Here is a 16,138-nt window from a genome sequence, read left to right as displayed (position 1 = left end):
TTTGATTTTGTTCTCATGCACGCCAATAGCGAAGTGCCTGCTAACGATCTATTAACCACACAAAGTGAGGCAGACCCTTTTTTTGTTCGGGCTATCTCACGCTACAGCCCGAAATCCGGCTTAAGCCCCACCAGAAAACGGCCTGAGCGCTACTCGTTCACGCAGGCACCCCTAAGGCAATTTACCTTGCGCCTGTTGCTTGAATTTGGCGCTAGACGAGAATTGAACCGCGCCGGGTTTGCCGGAGGCTCCAACTTCTGAGAGAGTGGAGCCGATATGAGCAAGACAACGAACAAGTTTTCACCTGAAGTCCGCCAACGCGCCATCCGTATGGTGCTGGATCACGAGGCTGAGCACCCTTCGCGGTGGGCAGCCGTTTCATCTATTGCGGGCAAGATCGGTTGCTCGCCAGCCACGCTGCATGAATGGGTGAAGAAGACCGAGGTCGACAGCGGCAAACGAGCAGGCCTGCCGACCGACGCGGCCGAGAAGATGAAGGCTCTTGAGCGGGAGAACCGCGAGCTTCGCCAGGCCAACGAGATTTTGCGCAAGGCTTCTGCCTATTTCGCGATGGCGGAGCTCGACCGTCCCTTCAAACGATGATCTCGTTCATTGACGAACACCGTAGCGTGTTCGGGGTCGAGCCGATCTGCAGGCTTTTGCCGATCGCCCCATCAACCTATTACGAGAACGTCGCCAAGCGCCTGGACGTGGACCGCCTGTCGGTTCGCGCCCGCAGCGATATCGGCCTGAAGATCGAGATACGCCGGGTGTTCAATGAGAATTTCCAGGCCTATGGCGTGCGCAAAGTCTGGCGGCAATTGCAGCGGGAGGGCTTCGACATCGCCCGCTGCACTGTAGCTCGGCTTATGAGGGTGATGGGGCTGCAGGGCATCATTCGTGGCAAGCCGATCCGCACGACGATCAGTGACAAGACCGGCCCATGCCCGCTCGACCAGGTGAACCGACACTTCTTCGCGCCTGCGCCGAATATGCTCTGGCTTTCTGATTTCACCTATGGTGCGCCTCGCCCAATCGGGGAGGCATATGACTGGAATGCAAAGAGAAAGGAGGATTTGAAGACTTGCCTGCCCCCTGCTGCGAGGGGCATGAGTCCAAGCGGCGGTGACCTACCGTCAACTGGCAGTAAAGCGCCTGCGTCAGCGGGAGCGTGAGAACTCGACCAGTTGCGTCCGCCAAGTATAGGCATCTCTCGCGGGAGGCTCGTCACCCGGATGGGCGAAGACCGCGTGAGGGCTTCGTTCGCCGCAGGCGGATAGAGCCGTACGCCGAAGGCGGACCGCCCAGCACTTCAGTTACCTCACTGAAATGAATCGACGGTCGATGAACGATTCAAAACTGTCGTTGGACGCTGGCGACCGAAAACGCGATTCTGTCACCATGATCGCGCAACCCTACCAGCTCTATGTGGAACGAACGGACCGGACAAGAAACATGTCCCGCTTCTATGCGATGTCGATTGAGCCCAACCTCTTTGGTGAAGCCTGCCTAGGGTCAGGACTCATTGATCAGAGCCAGAAGATAACGGTTGCAGCGAGAGCGATGGCGGAGAGGAAGACCATTGGGCATCTGTCGTAGCGCATAGCGACACGCCGCCAGTCTTTGAGACGCCCGAACATGATCTCGATCCGGTTGCGCCGTTTGTAGCGGCGTTTGTCGTATTTGATGGTTTTGTTGCGGGACTTCCGCCCCGGAATGCAGGGGGTGATCCCCTTCGCCTGTAAAGCGTCTCGATACCAGTCGGCATCATAGCCACGGTCGGCCAGTAGCCATTTGGCCTTGGGAAGTTCATCAAGCAAGGCGGCAGCACCGGTGTAATCGCTGATCTGACCGGCCGTAATGAAGAAGCTGACCGGGCGACCATTCGCATCCGTGACGGCATGAAGCTTGGTGTTCATGCCGCCTTTCGTGCGTCCAATCAGGCGGCCCGCACCCCCTTTTTTACCCGCAGGCTGGAAGCTGTGCGGTGGGCCTTCAGATAGGTCGCATCGATCATGATGGTCTTGTGCTCTGCAGCTTCAGGCACAGCCAGGCCCTCCATCATCTGGATAAAGATGCCCTTGTCGCTCCAGCGTTTCCAGCGGTTATACAAGGTCTTCGCCGGACCATATTCCCTCGGCGCATCACACCACCGGAGGCCGTTGCGATTGACGAAAATGATGCCGCTCAGGACACGCCGATCATCGACACGCTGGCGGCCATGGCTCTTGGGGAAATAGGGCTGAAGACGGGCCATTTGCTCCTCCGTCAGCCAGAACAAATTACTCATCAGTCGGGCTCCTATCCGCCCGTCTGAATCATAGCCGTCAATTCAAATCAATGGGTCCTGACCCTAGGCATCGGGAAGAGGCGGGGCGACGTGTGCGGATCCTCGATCCGCATAAACCCGCAACCGGCTTCAATGCACTCGACTGGGTTGGCCAGTATCGCGGTACGAAGGAGGAGGACATTGCCTCTGTCGCCTCATGGATCATGAGCGATACCGGTCGCGCGAGCGGGGTCCGCGACGACTTCTTCCGTGCCTCAGGTCTCCAGCTCCTGACCGCGATCATCGCCGATGTTTGCCTCTCCGGGCATACGCCGAAGGAGCAGCAGACGCTCCGCCAGGTACGCAGCAACCTATCGGAGCCCGAGCCGAAACTCCGACAGCGCCTGCAGGACATCTACGACAATTCGGGATCGGATTTCGTTAAGGAGAACGTCGCCGCTTTCGTCAACATGACGCCAGAAACCTTTTCCGGCGTTTATGCTAATGCCATCAAGGAAACGCACTGGCTCTCGTACAAGAACTACGCGGCACTGGTCTCCGGCTCGACATTCCGGACCGAGGATATCGCCTCGGGCAAAACGGATGTGTTCATCAACATCGATCTCAAGACGTTGGAGACCCATAGCGGATTGGCGCGCGTCGTGATCGGCTCGTTTCTGAATGCCATTTACAATCGCGACGGCGCGATGGACGGCCGCGCCCTCTTCCTCCTCGATGAGGTCGCCCGCCTTGGCTATATGCGTATTCTGGAGACCGCACGGGACGCGGGCCGAAAGTATGGAATCACGCTGACGATGATCTATCAGTCGATCGGCCAGCTGCGCGAAGCCTACGGCGGGCGCGACGCCTCCAGCAAGTGGTTCGAGAGCGCAAGCTGGATCAGTTTCGCGGCCATCAACGATCCGGAAACAGCAGACTACATCTCTCGCCGCTGCGGCATGACGACGGTCGAGATCGACCAGGTCAGCCACAGCTTTCAGTCGCGCGGCTCTTCGCGGACCCGGTCAAAGCAGCTTGCCGCTCGGCCACTCATCCAACCGTACGAAGTGCTGCGCATGAGGGCGGACGAACAGATCGTCTTCTCGGCAGGCAACCCGCCGCTGAGGTGCGGCCGGGCCATCTGGTTCCGGCGAAACGATATGAAGGCTTGCGTTGAGCAGAGCAGGTTCCAGCGTCGCGAAGCGCCCGCACATGAACAATGAAGAGCATCGGAGAAATCAGCATAGCGACGACCGCCAGGGCGTGATTTCGGGAATTCTCGTCATGCCTCGGTCGGATATCGGGCAGCCGCAGGAGGCTTAGCATAGCGCCGCGTCAGCGGAAGCCGGGACCGACCGCCCCCGACCGAGGCATTCTGCTTGAGATCACCGTCTACTCGTCGAGATCCCTTCGGTCAGTCCGTTGAAAACCTCCATCATCGCGTTGGTGATGCTTGGCCAAGAGAGTTGCCAGCAATGACAGGCATGATAGCCGCGCTGTGGCCAATCCCAACGTCGCCCGCGGGAGGATCGTGACCCGGATGGGCGGAGACCGCGCGCGGGCTTCGTTCGCGACAGCGAATAGAGCCGTACGCCGCAGGCGGACCGCCCGCTCTCGACAGCGCTTCAACATCACGAAAATGAATCGATGGCACCTGAGCGATTCAAAACTGTCGTTGGACGGCCCCCCCCCCGATGGAGACGATCATGGGGGCATGATCACCCAGCCCTACCATCTTTATGTTGAACGATCGGACGTTAAGAAAAACATGGCCCGCTTCTATGCGATGTCGATCCAACCCAATCTGTTTGGAGAGGCTTGCCTGACGCGACGTTGGGGACGTATCGGAACGGCCGGCCAGACGAAGAGCCACCATTTCCAAACCGAGCGAGAGGCAGTAGCCCTTTTTCTCGATCTCGTTCGACAAAAGAAGCGTCGCGGCTACGCTGCGGTCGTTCGTCAATCGAGCATCAATGCCTCATCAAGGGAGCATGAACTTCAGGGATACGCATGAATAGAATTTCAAGTTATTTCGCTCGTTTGCCACTACACGGGCGCTTCGCGGTGGCTCTGATTGCGATGGTGACGGTCCTTCTTGCTGCCCCCGTCTCGATCGCAACCGTGGCCCTCGCCAGCGACACAACGCCAAAGACCCAGGCAGCGTTCAAGAAGTGCGGTGCGGGCTCCCGCCAGGCATGCGTCATCGACGGTGACACAATCTGGTTCAAGGGCCAGAAGATCCGCATCGCCGATATCGACACGCCGGAGGTGGGCGAACCGAAATGTTCGTCGGAGCTGGCACCTGGCAACCGCGCCACGGACAGGATGCTCGAGCTAATCAACGAGGGTCCCTTCGAGATCAAGGCGTGGCCTGGCCGTGATGCCGACCGATACGCCGTTAGCGCCGTCGGTTCCAATCGGTCTCGCAATTGATCTCGATCTCGAAGAAGAACGGTATCTTGATCGCGATCTTCAGACCGACTTTGCCCTTGCGGAGAAAGTGACAGATCACCTTGGCGAGGAAGCGAAGCCGGCGGCCGGTTGCTTTGAGGAATTTAGCAAGCTGTTGCATGTGATTTCTCCTGTCGATTGCGTTTCATCGCAGGGATGAAATGCGGATCGGGAAGGAGTGCCGCACCAGGCGCGGCCGCAGCGCAGCGGAGGACTTGAGGTCGGCAGAATTTTGCTGCGCGAGGAGCCAAAGGCGGGGAAAATTCTGCTGATCAATCAAGGACAACCAGTGTTTCTGCCCCTGCTGTAGAGGAGCTTGCCTTATGGACCCCAAGCAATATTGCGGAGCCACCATCAGCCAACGCCGATAGAACCGACCAAACGACAGGGTGCAGTGCTGAACCGCCGACGCGCGCGAAACAGGTCGTTTGCCGCTCCCGACAGACGGAACGGCAAACGACCACTCCCCTCCGGCAAGACCGGAGAGGAGTATCCCGGAAGAAGCACCGAGCGGTGTCGGCGGCGGACCCCGGCGATACCCTCCCAAGATTGATCGGCTGCCGCTGCATCGAGGGTGAACAGCAGCCGATCCGCTCCCTTCGGCGGCGGTGCGAAGGGAGTCATCCGCGTTAGCTTCGAAATGCGGTCGCTAACCGAATTGCTCGGCGACCGTCTCGCGGGCAGTGATGCCCAGGATTTCGTCGGTCACTTCGTGCACTCCCTTCATTCCGTCGACCCTGAAGAGCAGGCCTTGCTCGCGGTAGTATGCCGACAGAGGACGCGTCGCTACGCGGTAGGCCTCCAGACGCACCCGCATCGTATCGACGTCATCGTCCTTCCGGACCTCTGTGGAATTCGCGAGTGCGGCCCTGGCCCTGTTCAGGACTCGTTCCAGTACAACGGTTTCGTCTACGACCAGCTCGACAACGGCGTCTAGCCTCTCGTCGGCGAGCAAGCCGTCGAGCCACCGCGCTTGTGCCACGTTTCGGGGGAATCCGTCGAGTATGAAGCCCCGAGCCGCATCGCCTTGTTGGAGACGGCGGGCGACGACATCGGAAATGAGATCGTCGGAGACGAGACCGCCCGCCTCCATAGTCGAGCGGATCGAGAGCCCGAGTTCTGTACCGGAACGGACTTCCGAACGCAGTATCTCTCCGGTTGACAGGTGCGGAATCTTGTACCGACGGGACACTATTTCCGCCTGTGTGCCTTTGCCGGCACCCGGCGCGCCTAGAAACATCAGCCTCATGTTCGTTCCCTTTTTATCAAGCTGCCGCTTTGTTCTGACGGTTCGCGATAAGATCATCCACGACAGCCGGATCGGCTAGCGTGGAAGTATCCCCGAGAGCTCCGAAATCATCCTCCGCGATCTTCCGCAAAATCCGGCGCATGATCTTGCCCGAACGCGTTTTCGGCAGGCCCGGCGCGAACTGGATCTTGTCCGGTGCGGCGATGGGCCCGATTTCGCTGCGGACATGCTTGACGAGTTGCTGCCTAAGTTCATCGGATTCCTCTGCGGCGGCCATCAGTGTCACGTAGCAGTAGATGCCTTGCCCCTTGATGGCATGCGGGTAGCCGACGACCGCCGCTTCCGAAACGAGATCGTGCGACACGAGAGCGGATTCCACTTCCGCGGTCCCGAGGCGATGGCCCGACACGTTGAGCACGTCGTCGACGCGCCCCGTGATCCAGTAGTAGCCGTCCTCGTCACGACGGCAGCCATCTCCCGTGAAGTACTTGCCCTTGTAGGTGGAGAAGTATGTTTGAATGAAGCGGTCGTGGTCGCCGTAGACCGTGCGCATCTGGCCGGGCCAGCTGTCCGCGATGCACAGGTTTCCGTCAGCCGCCCCCTCGAGGACATTGCCGTCGTTGTCCACGAGTTCGGGCCTGACACCGAAGAACGGCGTCGTCGCCGATCCCGGCTTGAGATCGGTCGCGCCCGGCAGCGGCGTAATGAGGTGGCCGCCTGTTCCGTCTGCCACCAGGTATCGATGATCGGACAACGCCGCTGCCCCACGACATCGTGGTACCATTGCCATGCCTCCGGGTTGATCGGTTCGCCGACGGTACCGAGCAGACGCAGACTGGACCGGTGCGACCGGGTGACGAACTCGTCGCCCGCACCCATCAACGACCGTATTGCGGTCGGGGCCGTGTAGAAGATGTTGACCTTGTGCTTGTCGATGACTTCCCAGAAACGACCCTGGTCGGGGAAGGTCGGCACGCCCTCGAACATCAAGGTCGTCGCGCCGTTCGCCAAGGGGCCGTATAGGATGTAGGAATGCCCGGTGACCCAGCCCACATCGGCCGTGCACCAGTAGACATCTCCCGGGTGATAGTCGAACACGTATTCGTGGGTCATTGCGGCGTATACGAGGTATCCGCCTGTCGTATGGACGACACCTTTGGGCTTTCCGGTGGAACCCGACGTATAGAGGATGAAAAGCGGGTCCTCGGCGTTCATGCTTTCCGGAGCGCACGTGGCGTCGACAGTCTCGACCTCCCGGTGGTGCCAGACATCCCGTCCGGGTGCCCAGCCGATTTTGCCGCCAGTACGTCGCACGACGAGGACTTTGTCGACAAGCACATGCTGGCGTGCGGCGATGTCGATTGCCTTGTCCGCGTTGTCTTTGAGAGGTACCGCCTTGCCGCCGCGAACGCCCTCGTCGCAGGTAACGACGAACGTCGACTCGCAGTCCACGATACGGCCGGCGAGGGCTTCGGGCGAGAACCCCCCGAATACGACCGAATGCACGGCTCCGATCCGGGCGCAGGCGAGCATCGCGTATGCTGCCTCGGGGACCATCGGCATATAGATGGTAACCCGGTCGCCTTTCTTCACGCCATACTTCTTCATGACATTCGCCATGCGGCAGACATGCTCGTGAAGTTCGCTGTAGGTGATCTTGCGGTCGACGTAGGGATTGTCGCCCTCGAAAATGATCGCGGTCCGATCCCCATGCTGGTCGAGATGGCGGTCGATGCAATTGTAGGAGACGTTCGTTTCGCCGTCTTCGAACCACTTGATCGAAACGTCCCCGGTAAACGACGTGTTCTTCACGACTGAGAACGGCTTGAACCAGTCGATCCGCTTGCCATGCTCGGCCCAGAATGCGTCCGGGTCGCTAACGCTTGCCGCGTACCACTGGTCGTATTTGGTCCTATCGATAAGCGCGCGGTCCTTGACCGGTTGCTGTACCGGATAAACCTTCTGTGACATCGGTACTCCTCCTCACTATGCTCTTGATGTGTTGGCCAGGCTCGCCCCTATCGGGTCAGCCTGTGAAAAATCGCCGGAAGGTGGGACGGCAGTTGCTCGACCCTCGTTACCGTCGTCGCTCCCTTGCGACCGAAAATCCGGTCGGCGTAGGACGGTGCGTCGGAGCCGAGCGCCACGCAGAACGTGTCGATGCCCTTCTGATTGACTGAATGGACCGCGGCCCGGGCGTCCTCCACGAGGTAACGCTCGTCGTCCACGTCGATATCCGAGGGCTCCCCGTCGGTGACTACGAGCAACAGACGTCGGTAGCTTCGTTGCCGTGAAAGGTCCTCGGCAGCATGCCTGATAGCCGTTCCGAGCCGGGTGGACATTCCGCTATCCAGCCCGGCGAGACGCATCTTTGTCCTGAGATCGTAGGGCTCCGCGAAATCCTTGATCCGGAAATACCGGACGTCTTCACGTGTGTCTGAACAGAATGCCGCCAAGGCGAATTTGTCGCCGAGCCCGGCTATCGTGCTCGATAACAGGGCGGTTGAAACGCGCTCCACGTCGAGGACTTTCCTCGTCCCTCCCTGAACGGCATCGGCGGTGGAGTTCGACACGTCGAGCAAAATCAGGACGGATAGGTCTCGACTTCTCCGTTCGTAACGGCTGTAGACCCTGAAATCGGGAGCTACGTTCATCCGACTGGAAATCGCAGCGTCGATGCAGGCGTCCACGTCGAGGACATCGCCGTCCGCCTGTCGTCGCAAGCGTTCGGTTCGGCCCGTCCGCGCGGCACGGATCATGTTCGCCAGCTTCGACGAGATATCGGCATGTGCCCTCTCGGCGAGAATGATCGCGTCGGCCGGCTTTTCCGGAACCCGGTGTTCTCGAACGGAACACCACTCGGTGCGATCCTTGCGCGCGAGATAATCGTATTCGGGATACCGGGCGACGAGAACTCCATCGGACGCATCGCGGCTCAGGCATACCTTTCCGGCAGCCTCGTTATCGCCTCTGTCTTCGGCTTCGTCATCCGGTTTCCCGTCGTCACACTGCTGCTGCTCGACCCGAGCGCCTTCGACGATGTCCTGCATTTCGATTGCCGGTTCCGCTGCGTCGCCGAAATCCCAGATACCGATGTTGTCGTCGCGATATGCGGGCTGGACGACATATCCCTTGGCGTCGAACCGGATACGCATCTGACCGAGGTCGTTGCCGAGGAGACCGCCGATCGTCCTGCTGAGCGACTGGTCGGACAGATCGAGGTCGGCTGCCTGCTCGAACAGCGTTCGTCCCTTCTCGATCCAGCCATCGGGGTCGCGGTAGTCGCTGTCGATCAGGGCTCTCGCAAGCCTTGCCAGGAGCGACGTGGCCAAGGGCGGACCGCTGGGCTTGGCGACATGAAAAGGCAGCCACAGTTCTGCGAGACCCGGCAACTCGCGGATCGCCAGGCGTTCTACGCGAGCGTCCTCGATCACGGAAATGACTGCAAGCTGGAATGGCTTCAACGCTCCGACGGGGAAAAGCTGCTCCGTGAAGTGATGATGAGCGCCGACGTGGGCGACGGCGGCGCGATAGATACGACGCGACTCTTCACCCTCGAATCCGGAAAACGAGGGCGGCATCCGGATGCCCCCGCCTCCGAACCCCACGCGGCGTCGCATCGGCTCGGGCATGTCGGGTGCGGCGACCTGCATGGGTGGCTCGATGCCCCACACGGCGCGCAGGTACGGTCTAAGCGTCCCCTGCAGGGCGGCGTATCGATCCGCCCCCTCCTCGACGTCGAAGAATCGCCTGGCCTCCGGGTCTTCCATCTTGAAGAATGCCGCCTGCCTTTCGGGGTGGCGACGTCCGATGGCGATACCCATCGACACGAACGCTTTGAACCCGGCGAGATCGACCCTGCCGAGGATTTTCGCGCTGTTCTCCAGCAGCACGACGATCGCTGAGGGAGCGGCCTTCGCTGCATTCTCCACGATGAGCAGCCATTCGATGACTGCGTCCGGTCGGTGAAGTAGTTCCGCCACGGCGACGGCGCTGTCCGGCAGAATGGAAGTCGTCCGCTTGTCCGTCCGGATCGCGAACTCCGAGACGGCACGACCCAACCTCAGTACGGGCTCCAGCCCCACGATATCCGCGAGCTCGGGTCCCCGTCGACGGTAGGCGCTGGCGACGAGATCACCGTACCCGGCCTGGTCGATTCTTTCGTGAGCCGACTTCCACTCGGCATCCCATCGCCCGGCATTGAGGAGGTCGGCGTGCGAAGGCATCAGAAACAGACCGATACGGCGGCGGTCAACGCTTCGCGGACGTCGGGGTCGTCGGTGATAGGGAGAACGATCGCCATCCGACAGGCCTGGGCGATCGGAATGCCCTGCCTCGTCAACATGGCGGCATGGATCAACATTCGCGTCGATGCCCCCTCGTCGAGACCGTGACCGCGTAGATTGCGCGACCGCTGCGCGACGCGAACCAATGCGCTCGCTATAGCGGTCTCCACGCCCGCTTCCTTCGCTACGATCTCCGCTTCCGCCACGTCGTCCGGGTAGTCGAAGCCGATCGCCGAAAACCGCTGCTTTGTAGATTCCTTGAGGTCCTTCAGGACGCTTTGATATCCGGGATTGTAGGACACGACGATCCTGAAATCCGGATGAGCGCGCACCACCTCGTTCTTTTTCTCCAACGGGAGAATACGACGGTCGTCGGTCAGAGAATGGATGACGACGGTAGTGTCCTGCCTGGCTTCCACTATTTCGTCGAGATAGCATATCGCGCCAAGGCGGGCCGCCATGGTGAGTGGGCCGTCGTGCCACTTGGTGCCGTCGGCGTCGAGCAGAAATCGCCCTACGAGGTCGGCGGCCGTCATGTCTTCGTGACAGGAAACGGTCACCAGGGGCTGGCCGAGACGCCATGCCATGTGTTCCACGAAACGGGTCTTGCCACATCCGGTCGGCCCCTTGAGCATGACGGGAATGCGCATCCGGTAAGCGGCCTCGAACAGCGCGACTTCCTCACCGGAGGCGCGATAAAACGGCTCCTCGACGATCGCGAAATCCTGCAGGGCGTCGGGTATGACGGAAGCTTGATCGAGGTTGGTCCTGGGCTGCATGCTGAAATCCCTATATGATCTCTCCGGGCGGACAGGCCGCCCGCCAGGAGAGTGCTGATCACGGCATCAACGATGGGCGGTCGTGGAATTGGGAATACCCTCGATCGGGCATTCTTCCGTTCCGACAGTGCCGCGGGTCATTGCCTCGACCATTTCGCGCGTGCCCTCCGGATCGCTGATCCACTTCGCATAGAAGTTATACGGGCATGCAGCCGTACCCTTGTCGCCGTCACCAGAGTTGATGAGGCCCGTGTAGCCGCGGTGGAGAAGCTTGAAGAGGTGGTTCTGGGACTGCCCGTTCTTACGGGCGTCCCTGATCGCCGACACAGAGAGCTGGGCATACTGGATGCCGTTTTCCTCGGTGCCGCACTCGCCGAGCGTTCGGCCGTCGAAGCCGACGATGGCGGAATGACCGAAGTAGGAATAGACGCCGTCGAAACCCGCAGCATTCGCCACCGCGACGTAGACGTTATTCGCCCATGCCATGGATTTGGACATCTGGACCTGCTGGTCCTTTGCCGGATACATGTAGCCCTGGCAGCGGACGATCAGTTCCGCGCCGCGCATCGCGCAGTCGCGCCAGATCTCGGGATAATTTCCGTCATCGCAGATGATGAGGCTGATCTTGAGACCTTTCGGCCCCTCGGACACGTAGGTGCAATCGCCCGGGTACCATCCCTCGATCGGAACCCAGGGCATGATTTTCCGGTACTTCTGGACGATCTCGCCCTTGTTGTTCATCAGGATAAGCGTGTTGTAGGGAGCCTTCTTGGGATGCTCCTCGTGACGTTCGCCCGTCAGCGAGAAGACGCCCCACACATTCGCCTTGCGGCATGCCTCGGAGAAAATCGCGGTTTCTTCGCCGGGAATCTGGGAGGCGGTTTCGTACATTTCCTTGGAATCGTACATGATGCCGTGGGTGGAATATTCCGGGAATATCACGAGGTCCATGCCCGGAAGGCCGACCTTCATTCCCTCGATCATGTTCGCGATGTTGCGCGCGTTCTCGAGGACTTCGGCTTTGGTGTGAAGCCTTGGCATCTTGTAGTTCACGACGGCAACGCCGACCGTGTCTTTGCTGCTGGTGATATCGCCGTGGTACATAGTCGTTCTCCTCACGTTGTAGTTTCTGGGTTTGGCGGATGGTCGTTTTCCGAGGCCTGCATTCGTCGTGAGCGCAGGCCTCGGACATGATGGACGCGAAGCGGTGGGAGGCCCGCCCCGCGAAACAGTCGTCTGCCGGAGCGGCGACTGACCGGTCGCTCCGCCTCGAGTTCCTTCTCCCTCGCAGGAACAAAAAAGGCCCCGGAACGAGCTGCTTGAGGGCAGTTCGTTCCGGGGCCTTTTTGCCACCTATGTAGTTCGGCTCTGTTGCCGACAGGCTGCCCGGCGAAAACCGAACACAAAAAAACCCACGTTCCGCAAAGCGAAAAGCGTGGGGTCACATCACCCGTATTTCGATGGCATCTTTGCCATACCGATTTCACGAAGACTAGGTGAGAGGTTGGCTCGAGTCAACAACGAGTTGGCAGTAGCGATGTGGAAATGCGCTTGGGAGGTACTCGCCATTCGCCAACAAAAGCTGTTGACGTCATAGTACGTGTTGGCTAGCTTTTCTTCGCTGGCAACAACGCCATCCAAATCCACGGTAACGACGCCCCACGTTCGCTTCGCGACACGTGGGTTTTTTTGTTTCCGAACACGGACGCTCAAACGCGGCACGTGTCCGGAAACATGGTCACGAATACCGACAAAGGGGAACTCGATGAACATCCTAATCCGCACCCTCAGCCCTGTCCTTTTCGCAGCCGCGCTGACGTCCACAGTGCAGGCTGCCGAGACATCGTATCCACTCAAGATACGGAATTGCGGTCGCGACATCACGATCGAGAATGCCCCTACCCGGACGGTTTCGATCGGTCAGAGCAGCACCGAAATCCTCTACAGACTGGGTCTCGCTAACAAAGTCGTCGGTACGGCCCTCTGGGTGGGTCCGGTCCTCAAGGGTTACGAAGAGATCGATTCCAAAATCGAACGACTTGCCGTATCCATCCGAGCAGTGCCGCAGGATTTTGGGTGCCGCGCGTGGTAACGTCGGTTCATGGAGATCGATGAGGACAAGATCGACGATGCCGTTTTGGCGCTGCTATGGCTGACGCTGCATAACGAGCGTTGGGCCTGGAAGGGTTTCGACTGGGCAACGACGGATCGGCTTCACAAGAAGGGCTTGATCGGCGATCCAGTCAACAAGTCGAAGTCATTGATCCTGACCGATGAAGGCTTGGCGCGTTCGGAAGCGTTGTTCCGGGAGCTGTTTACGCGGCCGCCGCAATAACCGTCTCTTTGTGGGCCTTCCATTGCCAGGGCAGCAGTTCGTGCAGGCGGGAGACGGGAAGATCAGCGATGCGGGCGAACACATCGGCGAGCCACGCCTTTGGGTCGACGTCGTTGAGACGGCAAGTCGTGATGACGGAGAGCATGATGGCAGCACGATCGGCCCCACGCTGGGAGCCGGCGAAGGTCCAGTTTCGACGCCCGAGTGCAATTCCTCTCAGAGCGCGTTCGGCCGCATTGTTCGTGAGACAAATCCGGCCATCTTCGAGAAACCGGGCAAAACCATCCCATCGCTTCAGCATGTAATCGATCGGCTCGATCACCTCGGACGATTTGCTGAGCGTGGCGCGCTCCCGTTTCAGCCACTCGTGCATGTCATCGAACAGCGGCTTGCTCTTTTCCTGCCGCGCGGCCAGTCGTTCTTCGGCGCTCAATCCATTGATCTCGCGTTCGATCTCGAACAGCGCATCGTACCGTTGGACGGCCTCCAGGGCGATCGGCGAGATCGGCTTGCCTTTGCGTTTGTGGTCGCGGGCACTTTTCTGGATGTCGGCCAGTTCAAAGAATTTGCGCCGCGCGTGCGCATGGCAAAAAGCGAAGGTGATCGGCACGGCTTTCTTTTCGGCGACACTGAGCGGCTCGAAGCCATTGTAGCAATCACTCTGCAGAATGCCGCCATACCCGGCCAGGTGCTTCTGCGGATGCTCGCCCCGGCGGTCGCTCGACGCATAGTATATGGCCGCCGGCGCTGCCGCTCCGTCGTAGGACCGGTCATCACGCACGTAGGTCCATATTCGCCCGGTCGTGCATTTGTCTTTGGCCTGGATGGGAATGGTGGTGTCGTCGCCAAAAAGCCGCTCGGCCTCGAAGACATGCGTTTCGATCAGATCAAAGATCGGCAGCAGCGCGGCCGTTCCATACCCGACCTGGTCGGCCAACGTCGAGGTCGAAAGCTCGATGCCCTCGCATTTGAACCGGGTGCTCTGGCGGTTGAGCGGGCTATGCATGCCGAACTTGTCAAAGAGGATCGTCGCCAGCAGATGAGGACCGATGAAGCCGCGCGGCGTGGCGTGGAAGGGTGCCGGCGCCTGGCTGATCTTCTCGCAGTCCCGGCAGCTAAATTTCTCCCGTACGGTTTCGATCACGATAAACCGGCGCGGGATCTCCTCCAGCGTTTCGGTCATATCCTCGCCCAGCTTGGAAAGCCGGGATCCGCCACAGCATGCACAGGTGCTGGGAGGATCGATGACCACACGCTTGCGTTCTACATCCTCCGGCCACGGCTTTCGCACCGGCCGCTTGCGTGTGAACGAACGGACGCTCGCGGTCTTGGCGGCAGCAGCCTGCGCTGCAACCTCGTCCTCTGTCGCGGCCATCACGAGCTCTTCGAGCTGCAATTCCATCTGGTCAAGCAATCGCGCGGTGCGCTCGGAACGCTTTCCGCGAAGCTCCCGCCTCAGCTTTTCGATCGCCAGCTCCAGTTTGGCGATCAACGCCTCGCTGTCGGACAGCATCGCCTGGGCATTGGCGGCTTGCGCCACCGCAATGTCCCGCTCGGCGACGACAGTATCGCGCTCGGCAACAACGACATCATGTTCAGCCTGCAACATCTCACGCTCGGAAAGCAGCGCCAGATAGGCGCTCGCAAGGTCCGCAGGAAGATCCACAGGCTTCGAAGTCATGAAGCTATTCGATCAGATTCACTCAATATTTTCAATGTAATAATGCTATCCGACCCGTGTCGGACGCCAGGTTTCCTGCGGATTGCGCCAGTCGATCCCGGACAACAAATAGGACAATTGCGCCGGTGAGATCGCTACCGCGCCGCCTTCCACATTCGGCCAGATAAACCGGCCCTTCTCCAACCGCCGGGTAAAAAGGCAGGCACCCAGACCATCATGCCAGATGATCTTCAAAATATCCGATCTGCGCCCCCTGAAGACGAAGAGATGCCCTGACAACGGATCGTGCTTCAGAACCTCCTGCACCCGAAGCGCCAGCGACGGAAAGCCACAGCGCATGTCCGTGAACCCCGTCGAAAGCCAGACCTTGACGCCTGTTCCCATTGGAAACGGATTCACCGCAGCGCCTCCAGTCCGCGCAGGATCCGAAGCAGCGCCTCAACGTCGACATCGCGGTCCACGATCACGCGACGACCGTTCGCGCTGACAACCTCCATCCGGCCGACGGTCGGCAATGACCCTGCTGCTGGCTCTACCTCTGGGACAAGCAGCGCCGGGACAAAGCCGCTCACAGGCGACGCAACATCCAGTTGCCATGCTCGTGCGAGCCGGCGCCATTCATATAACTGCGAGCGCGATATTCCATGTCGCCGCGCCGTCGTCGCACACAAGCCAGGTTCCGAATAGCTCTCGGCGACAATCTGCAGCTTCATCTCTTTGCTGAAGCGACGCCGTCGCCCGCTATCGACAATCTCAAGTCGTTCCATTCCGCACTGTCCGTATTGACGTCAATAAGGACAGTCAGTGCCAGATCCGACAGTTCCTACAAGGCGGCCCACCTCGGATGCGTACGACTTGCCGACAACGATCCGAGTTTCGAAAGCGTCCTCTCTAAAAAGCCGGATCTGATCACCGTCCAGTTCCAATGGCAGGTAGGGCCGGAGGGCGTCGTCGCGAAACCCGAGCAGTTCGAGGAGCTCGGAATTCCGGTTTACACCTCGCCTTCGGATTGCGTCGGCAAGGAAAATTCCGCTGCGAGCGACGGGGTGAGACATCAAGTGGGCACCGGTACATTATTGGGACACGGA

The 16,138-nt window shown here is 59.9% G+C and carries 16 protein-coding genes, 4 pseudogenes and 1 other annotated feature; of the genes and pseudogenes, 9 read left to right on the top strand and 11 right to left on the bottom strand.

Going from position 1 to position 16,138, the window contains the following annotated elements; translation table 11 throughout:
* The 3 genes and pseudogenes from AC1Q5O_RS26730 to AC1Q5O_RS26720 form a co-directional block, all read left to right on the top strand.
* The coding region (locus AC1Q5O_RS26730; protein ID WP_492567068.1) for a hypothetical protein at positions 1-261 on the top strand (261 nt) is incomplete at its 5' end.
* A 15-nt stretch (positions 262-276) separates the two neighbouring features.
* A pseudogene (locus tag AC1Q5O_RS26725) lies at positions 277-1,025 on the top strand (IS3 family transposase); the annotation flags it as partial.
* Positions 558-674: a sequence feature (AL1L pseudoknot), on the top strand. Its footprint overlaps the pseudogene before it by 117 nt.
* 304 nt (positions 1,026-1,329) lie before the next feature.
* Positions 1,330-1,599 carry a WGR domain-containing protein gene (locus tag AC1Q5O_RS26720; protein WP_492567066.1) on the top strand — a complete coding sequence of 90 codons (270 nt, stop codon included), beginning with the start codon at positions 1,330-1,332 and terminating at the stop codon, positions 1,597-1,599.
* On the opposite strand, the gene AC1Q5O_RS26715 is transcribed toward AC1Q5O_RS26720, so the two are convergent.
* Positions 1,530-2,290, bottom strand: a protein-coding gene (locus tag AC1Q5O_RS26715; protein ID WP_492567064.1) for an IS5 family transposase whose coding sequence is annotated in 2 segments (ribosomal slippage) — positions 1,530-1,966 and positions 1,966-2,290 — 762 coding nt in all. Because the reading frame shifts where the segments join, the coding sequence is not laid out codon by codon here. The genes AC1Q5O_RS26720 and AC1Q5O_RS26715 overlap by 70 nt on opposite strands.
* 68 nt (positions 2,291-2,358) lie before the next feature.
* Between AC1Q5O_RS26715 and AC1Q5O_RS26710 the strand changes: the two are divergent.
* The 3 genes and pseudogenes from AC1Q5O_RS26710 to AC1Q5O_RS26700 all read left to right on the top strand — a co-directional run.
* Positions 2,359-3,492, top strand: a pseudogene (locus AC1Q5O_RS26710) (type IV secretory system conjugative DNA transfer family protein); the annotation flags it as partial.
* Between the two features lie 491 nt (positions 3,493-3,983).
* Positions 3,984-4,283, top strand: coding sequence for a WGR domain-containing protein (locus tag AC1Q5O_RS26705; RefSeq protein WP_148657864.1), 300 nt, complete (start codon positions 3,984-3,986; stop codon positions 4,281-4,283).
* Positions 4,280-4,702: a thermonuclease family protein gene (locus AC1Q5O_RS26700; RefSeq protein WP_492567062.1), complete on the top strand. Its 423-nt coding sequence runs from the start codon at positions 4,280-4,282 to the stop codon at positions 4,700-4,702. Before AC1Q5O_RS26705 ends, AC1Q5O_RS26700 begins: the two co-directional genes overlap by 4 nt.
* Here the strand turns inward: AC1Q5O_RS26700 and AC1Q5O_RS26695 are convergent.
* The 7 genes from AC1Q5O_RS26695 to AC1Q5O_RS26665 form a co-directional block, all read right to left on the bottom strand.
* Positions 4,668-4,841, bottom strand: a complete 174-nt coding sequence (locus AC1Q5O_RS26695; protein ID WP_492567060.1) for a hypothetical protein — start codon at positions 4,839-4,841, stop codon at positions 4,668-4,670. The genes AC1Q5O_RS26700 and AC1Q5O_RS26695 overlap by 35 nt on opposite strands.
* A 528-nt stretch (positions 4,842-5,369) precedes the next feature.
* The gene (locus AC1Q5O_RS26690) at positions 5,370-5,969 is read right to left on the bottom strand and encodes an adenylate kinase (RefSeq protein ID WP_148657863.1); all 600 of its coding nucleotides are present in this window, start codon (positions 5,967-5,969) and stop codon (positions 5,370-5,372) included.
* Between the two features lie 16 nt (positions 5,970-5,985).
* Positions 5,986-6,333 carry an AMP-binding enzyme gene (locus tag AC1Q5O_RS26685; protein ID WP_492567059.1) on the bottom strand — a complete coding sequence of 116 codons (348 nt, stop codon included), beginning with the start codon at positions 6,331-6,333 and terminating at the stop codon, positions 5,986-5,988.
* Positions 6,252-7,940: an acetate--CoA ligase gene (locus AC1Q5O_RS26680; RefSeq protein WP_492567057.1), complete on the bottom strand. Its 1,689-nt coding sequence runs from the start codon at positions 7,938-7,940 to the stop codon at positions 6,252-6,254. Before AC1Q5O_RS26680 ends, AC1Q5O_RS26685 begins: the two co-directional genes overlap by 82 nt.
* Positions 7,941-7,987: 47 nt before the next feature.
* Positions 7,988-10,195, bottom strand: a complete 2,208-nt coding sequence (locus AC1Q5O_RS26675; RefSeq protein ID WP_475706796.1) for a nitric oxide reductase activation protein NorD — start codon at positions 10,193-10,195, stop codon at positions 7,988-7,990.
* Positions 10,195-11,034 carry a CbbQ/NirQ/NorQ/GpvN family protein gene (locus AC1Q5O_RS26670; protein ID WP_148657861.1) on the bottom strand — a complete coding sequence of 280 codons (840 nt, stop codon included), beginning with the start codon at positions 11,032-11,034 and terminating at the stop codon, positions 10,195-10,197. The genes AC1Q5O_RS26675 and AC1Q5O_RS26670 overlap by 1 nt, the downstream gene beginning before the upstream one ends.
* A gap of 66 nt (positions 11,035-11,100) precedes the next feature.
* Complete coding sequence (locus AC1Q5O_RS26665; RefSeq protein WP_148657860.1) at positions 11,101-12,138, bottom strand: aliphatic amidase; 1,038 nt, start codon at positions 12,136-12,138, stop codon at positions 11,101-11,103.
* Positions 12,139-12,799: 661 nt separating this feature from the next.
* On the opposite strand from AC1Q5O_RS26665, the pseudogene AC1Q5O_RS26660 reads away from it, so the two are divergent.
* Together AC1Q5O_RS26660 and AC1Q5O_RS26655 are read left to right on the top strand one after the other, a co-directional pair.
* Positions 12,800-13,078: pseudogene (locus AC1Q5O_RS26660) on the top strand (ABC transporter substrate-binding protein); the annotation flags it as partial.
* A 57-nt stretch (positions 13,079-13,135) separates the two neighbouring features.
* Positions 13,136-13,369 carry a DUF6429 family protein gene (locus AC1Q5O_RS26655; protein WP_024325616.1) on the top strand — a complete coding sequence of 78 codons (234 nt, stop codon included), beginning with the start codon at positions 13,136-13,138 and terminating at the stop codon, positions 13,367-13,369.
* Here AC1Q5O_RS26655 and tnpC read toward each other — a convergent pair.
* Genes tnpC through tnpA form a run of 3 tightly spaced genes read right to left on the bottom strand, consistent with a single transcriptional unit; the run spans position 13,350 to position 15,817 of the window.
* A complete protein-coding gene (tnpC, locus tag AC1Q5O_RS26650) occupies positions 13,350-15,050 on the bottom strand; it encodes an IS66 family transposase (RefSeq protein ID WP_492567054.1) in 1,701 nt (566 codons plus the stop codon). The genes AC1Q5O_RS26655 and tnpC overlap by 20 nt on opposite strands.
* A 45-nt stretch (positions 15,051-15,095) precedes the next feature.
* A complete protein-coding gene (gene tnpB, locus AC1Q5O_RS26645) occupies positions 15,096-15,449 on the bottom strand; it encodes an IS66 family insertion sequence element accessory protein TnpB (RefSeq protein ID WP_492567052.1) in 354 nt (117 codons plus the stop codon).
* Entirely contained in the window at positions 15,446-15,817 is a 372-nt protein-coding gene (tnpA, locus tag AC1Q5O_RS26640) for an IS66-like element accessory protein TnpA (protein WP_112691549.1), read from the bottom strand. Before tnpA ends, tnpB begins: the two co-directional genes overlap by 4 nt.
* An 81-nt stretch (positions 15,818-15,898) precedes the next feature.
* Here tnpA and AC1Q5O_RS26635 point away from each other — a divergent pair.
* A pseudogene (locus AC1Q5O_RS26635) lies at positions 15,899-16,129 on the top strand (ABC transporter substrate-binding protein); the annotation flags it as partial.
* Between the last annotated feature and the right edge of the window lie 9 nt (positions 16,130-16,138).

The sequence above is a fragment of the Phyllobacterium sp. MT110 genome (assembly GCF_058792715.1).
This window is presented reverse-complemented; position numbering and strand designations above follow the sequence as displayed.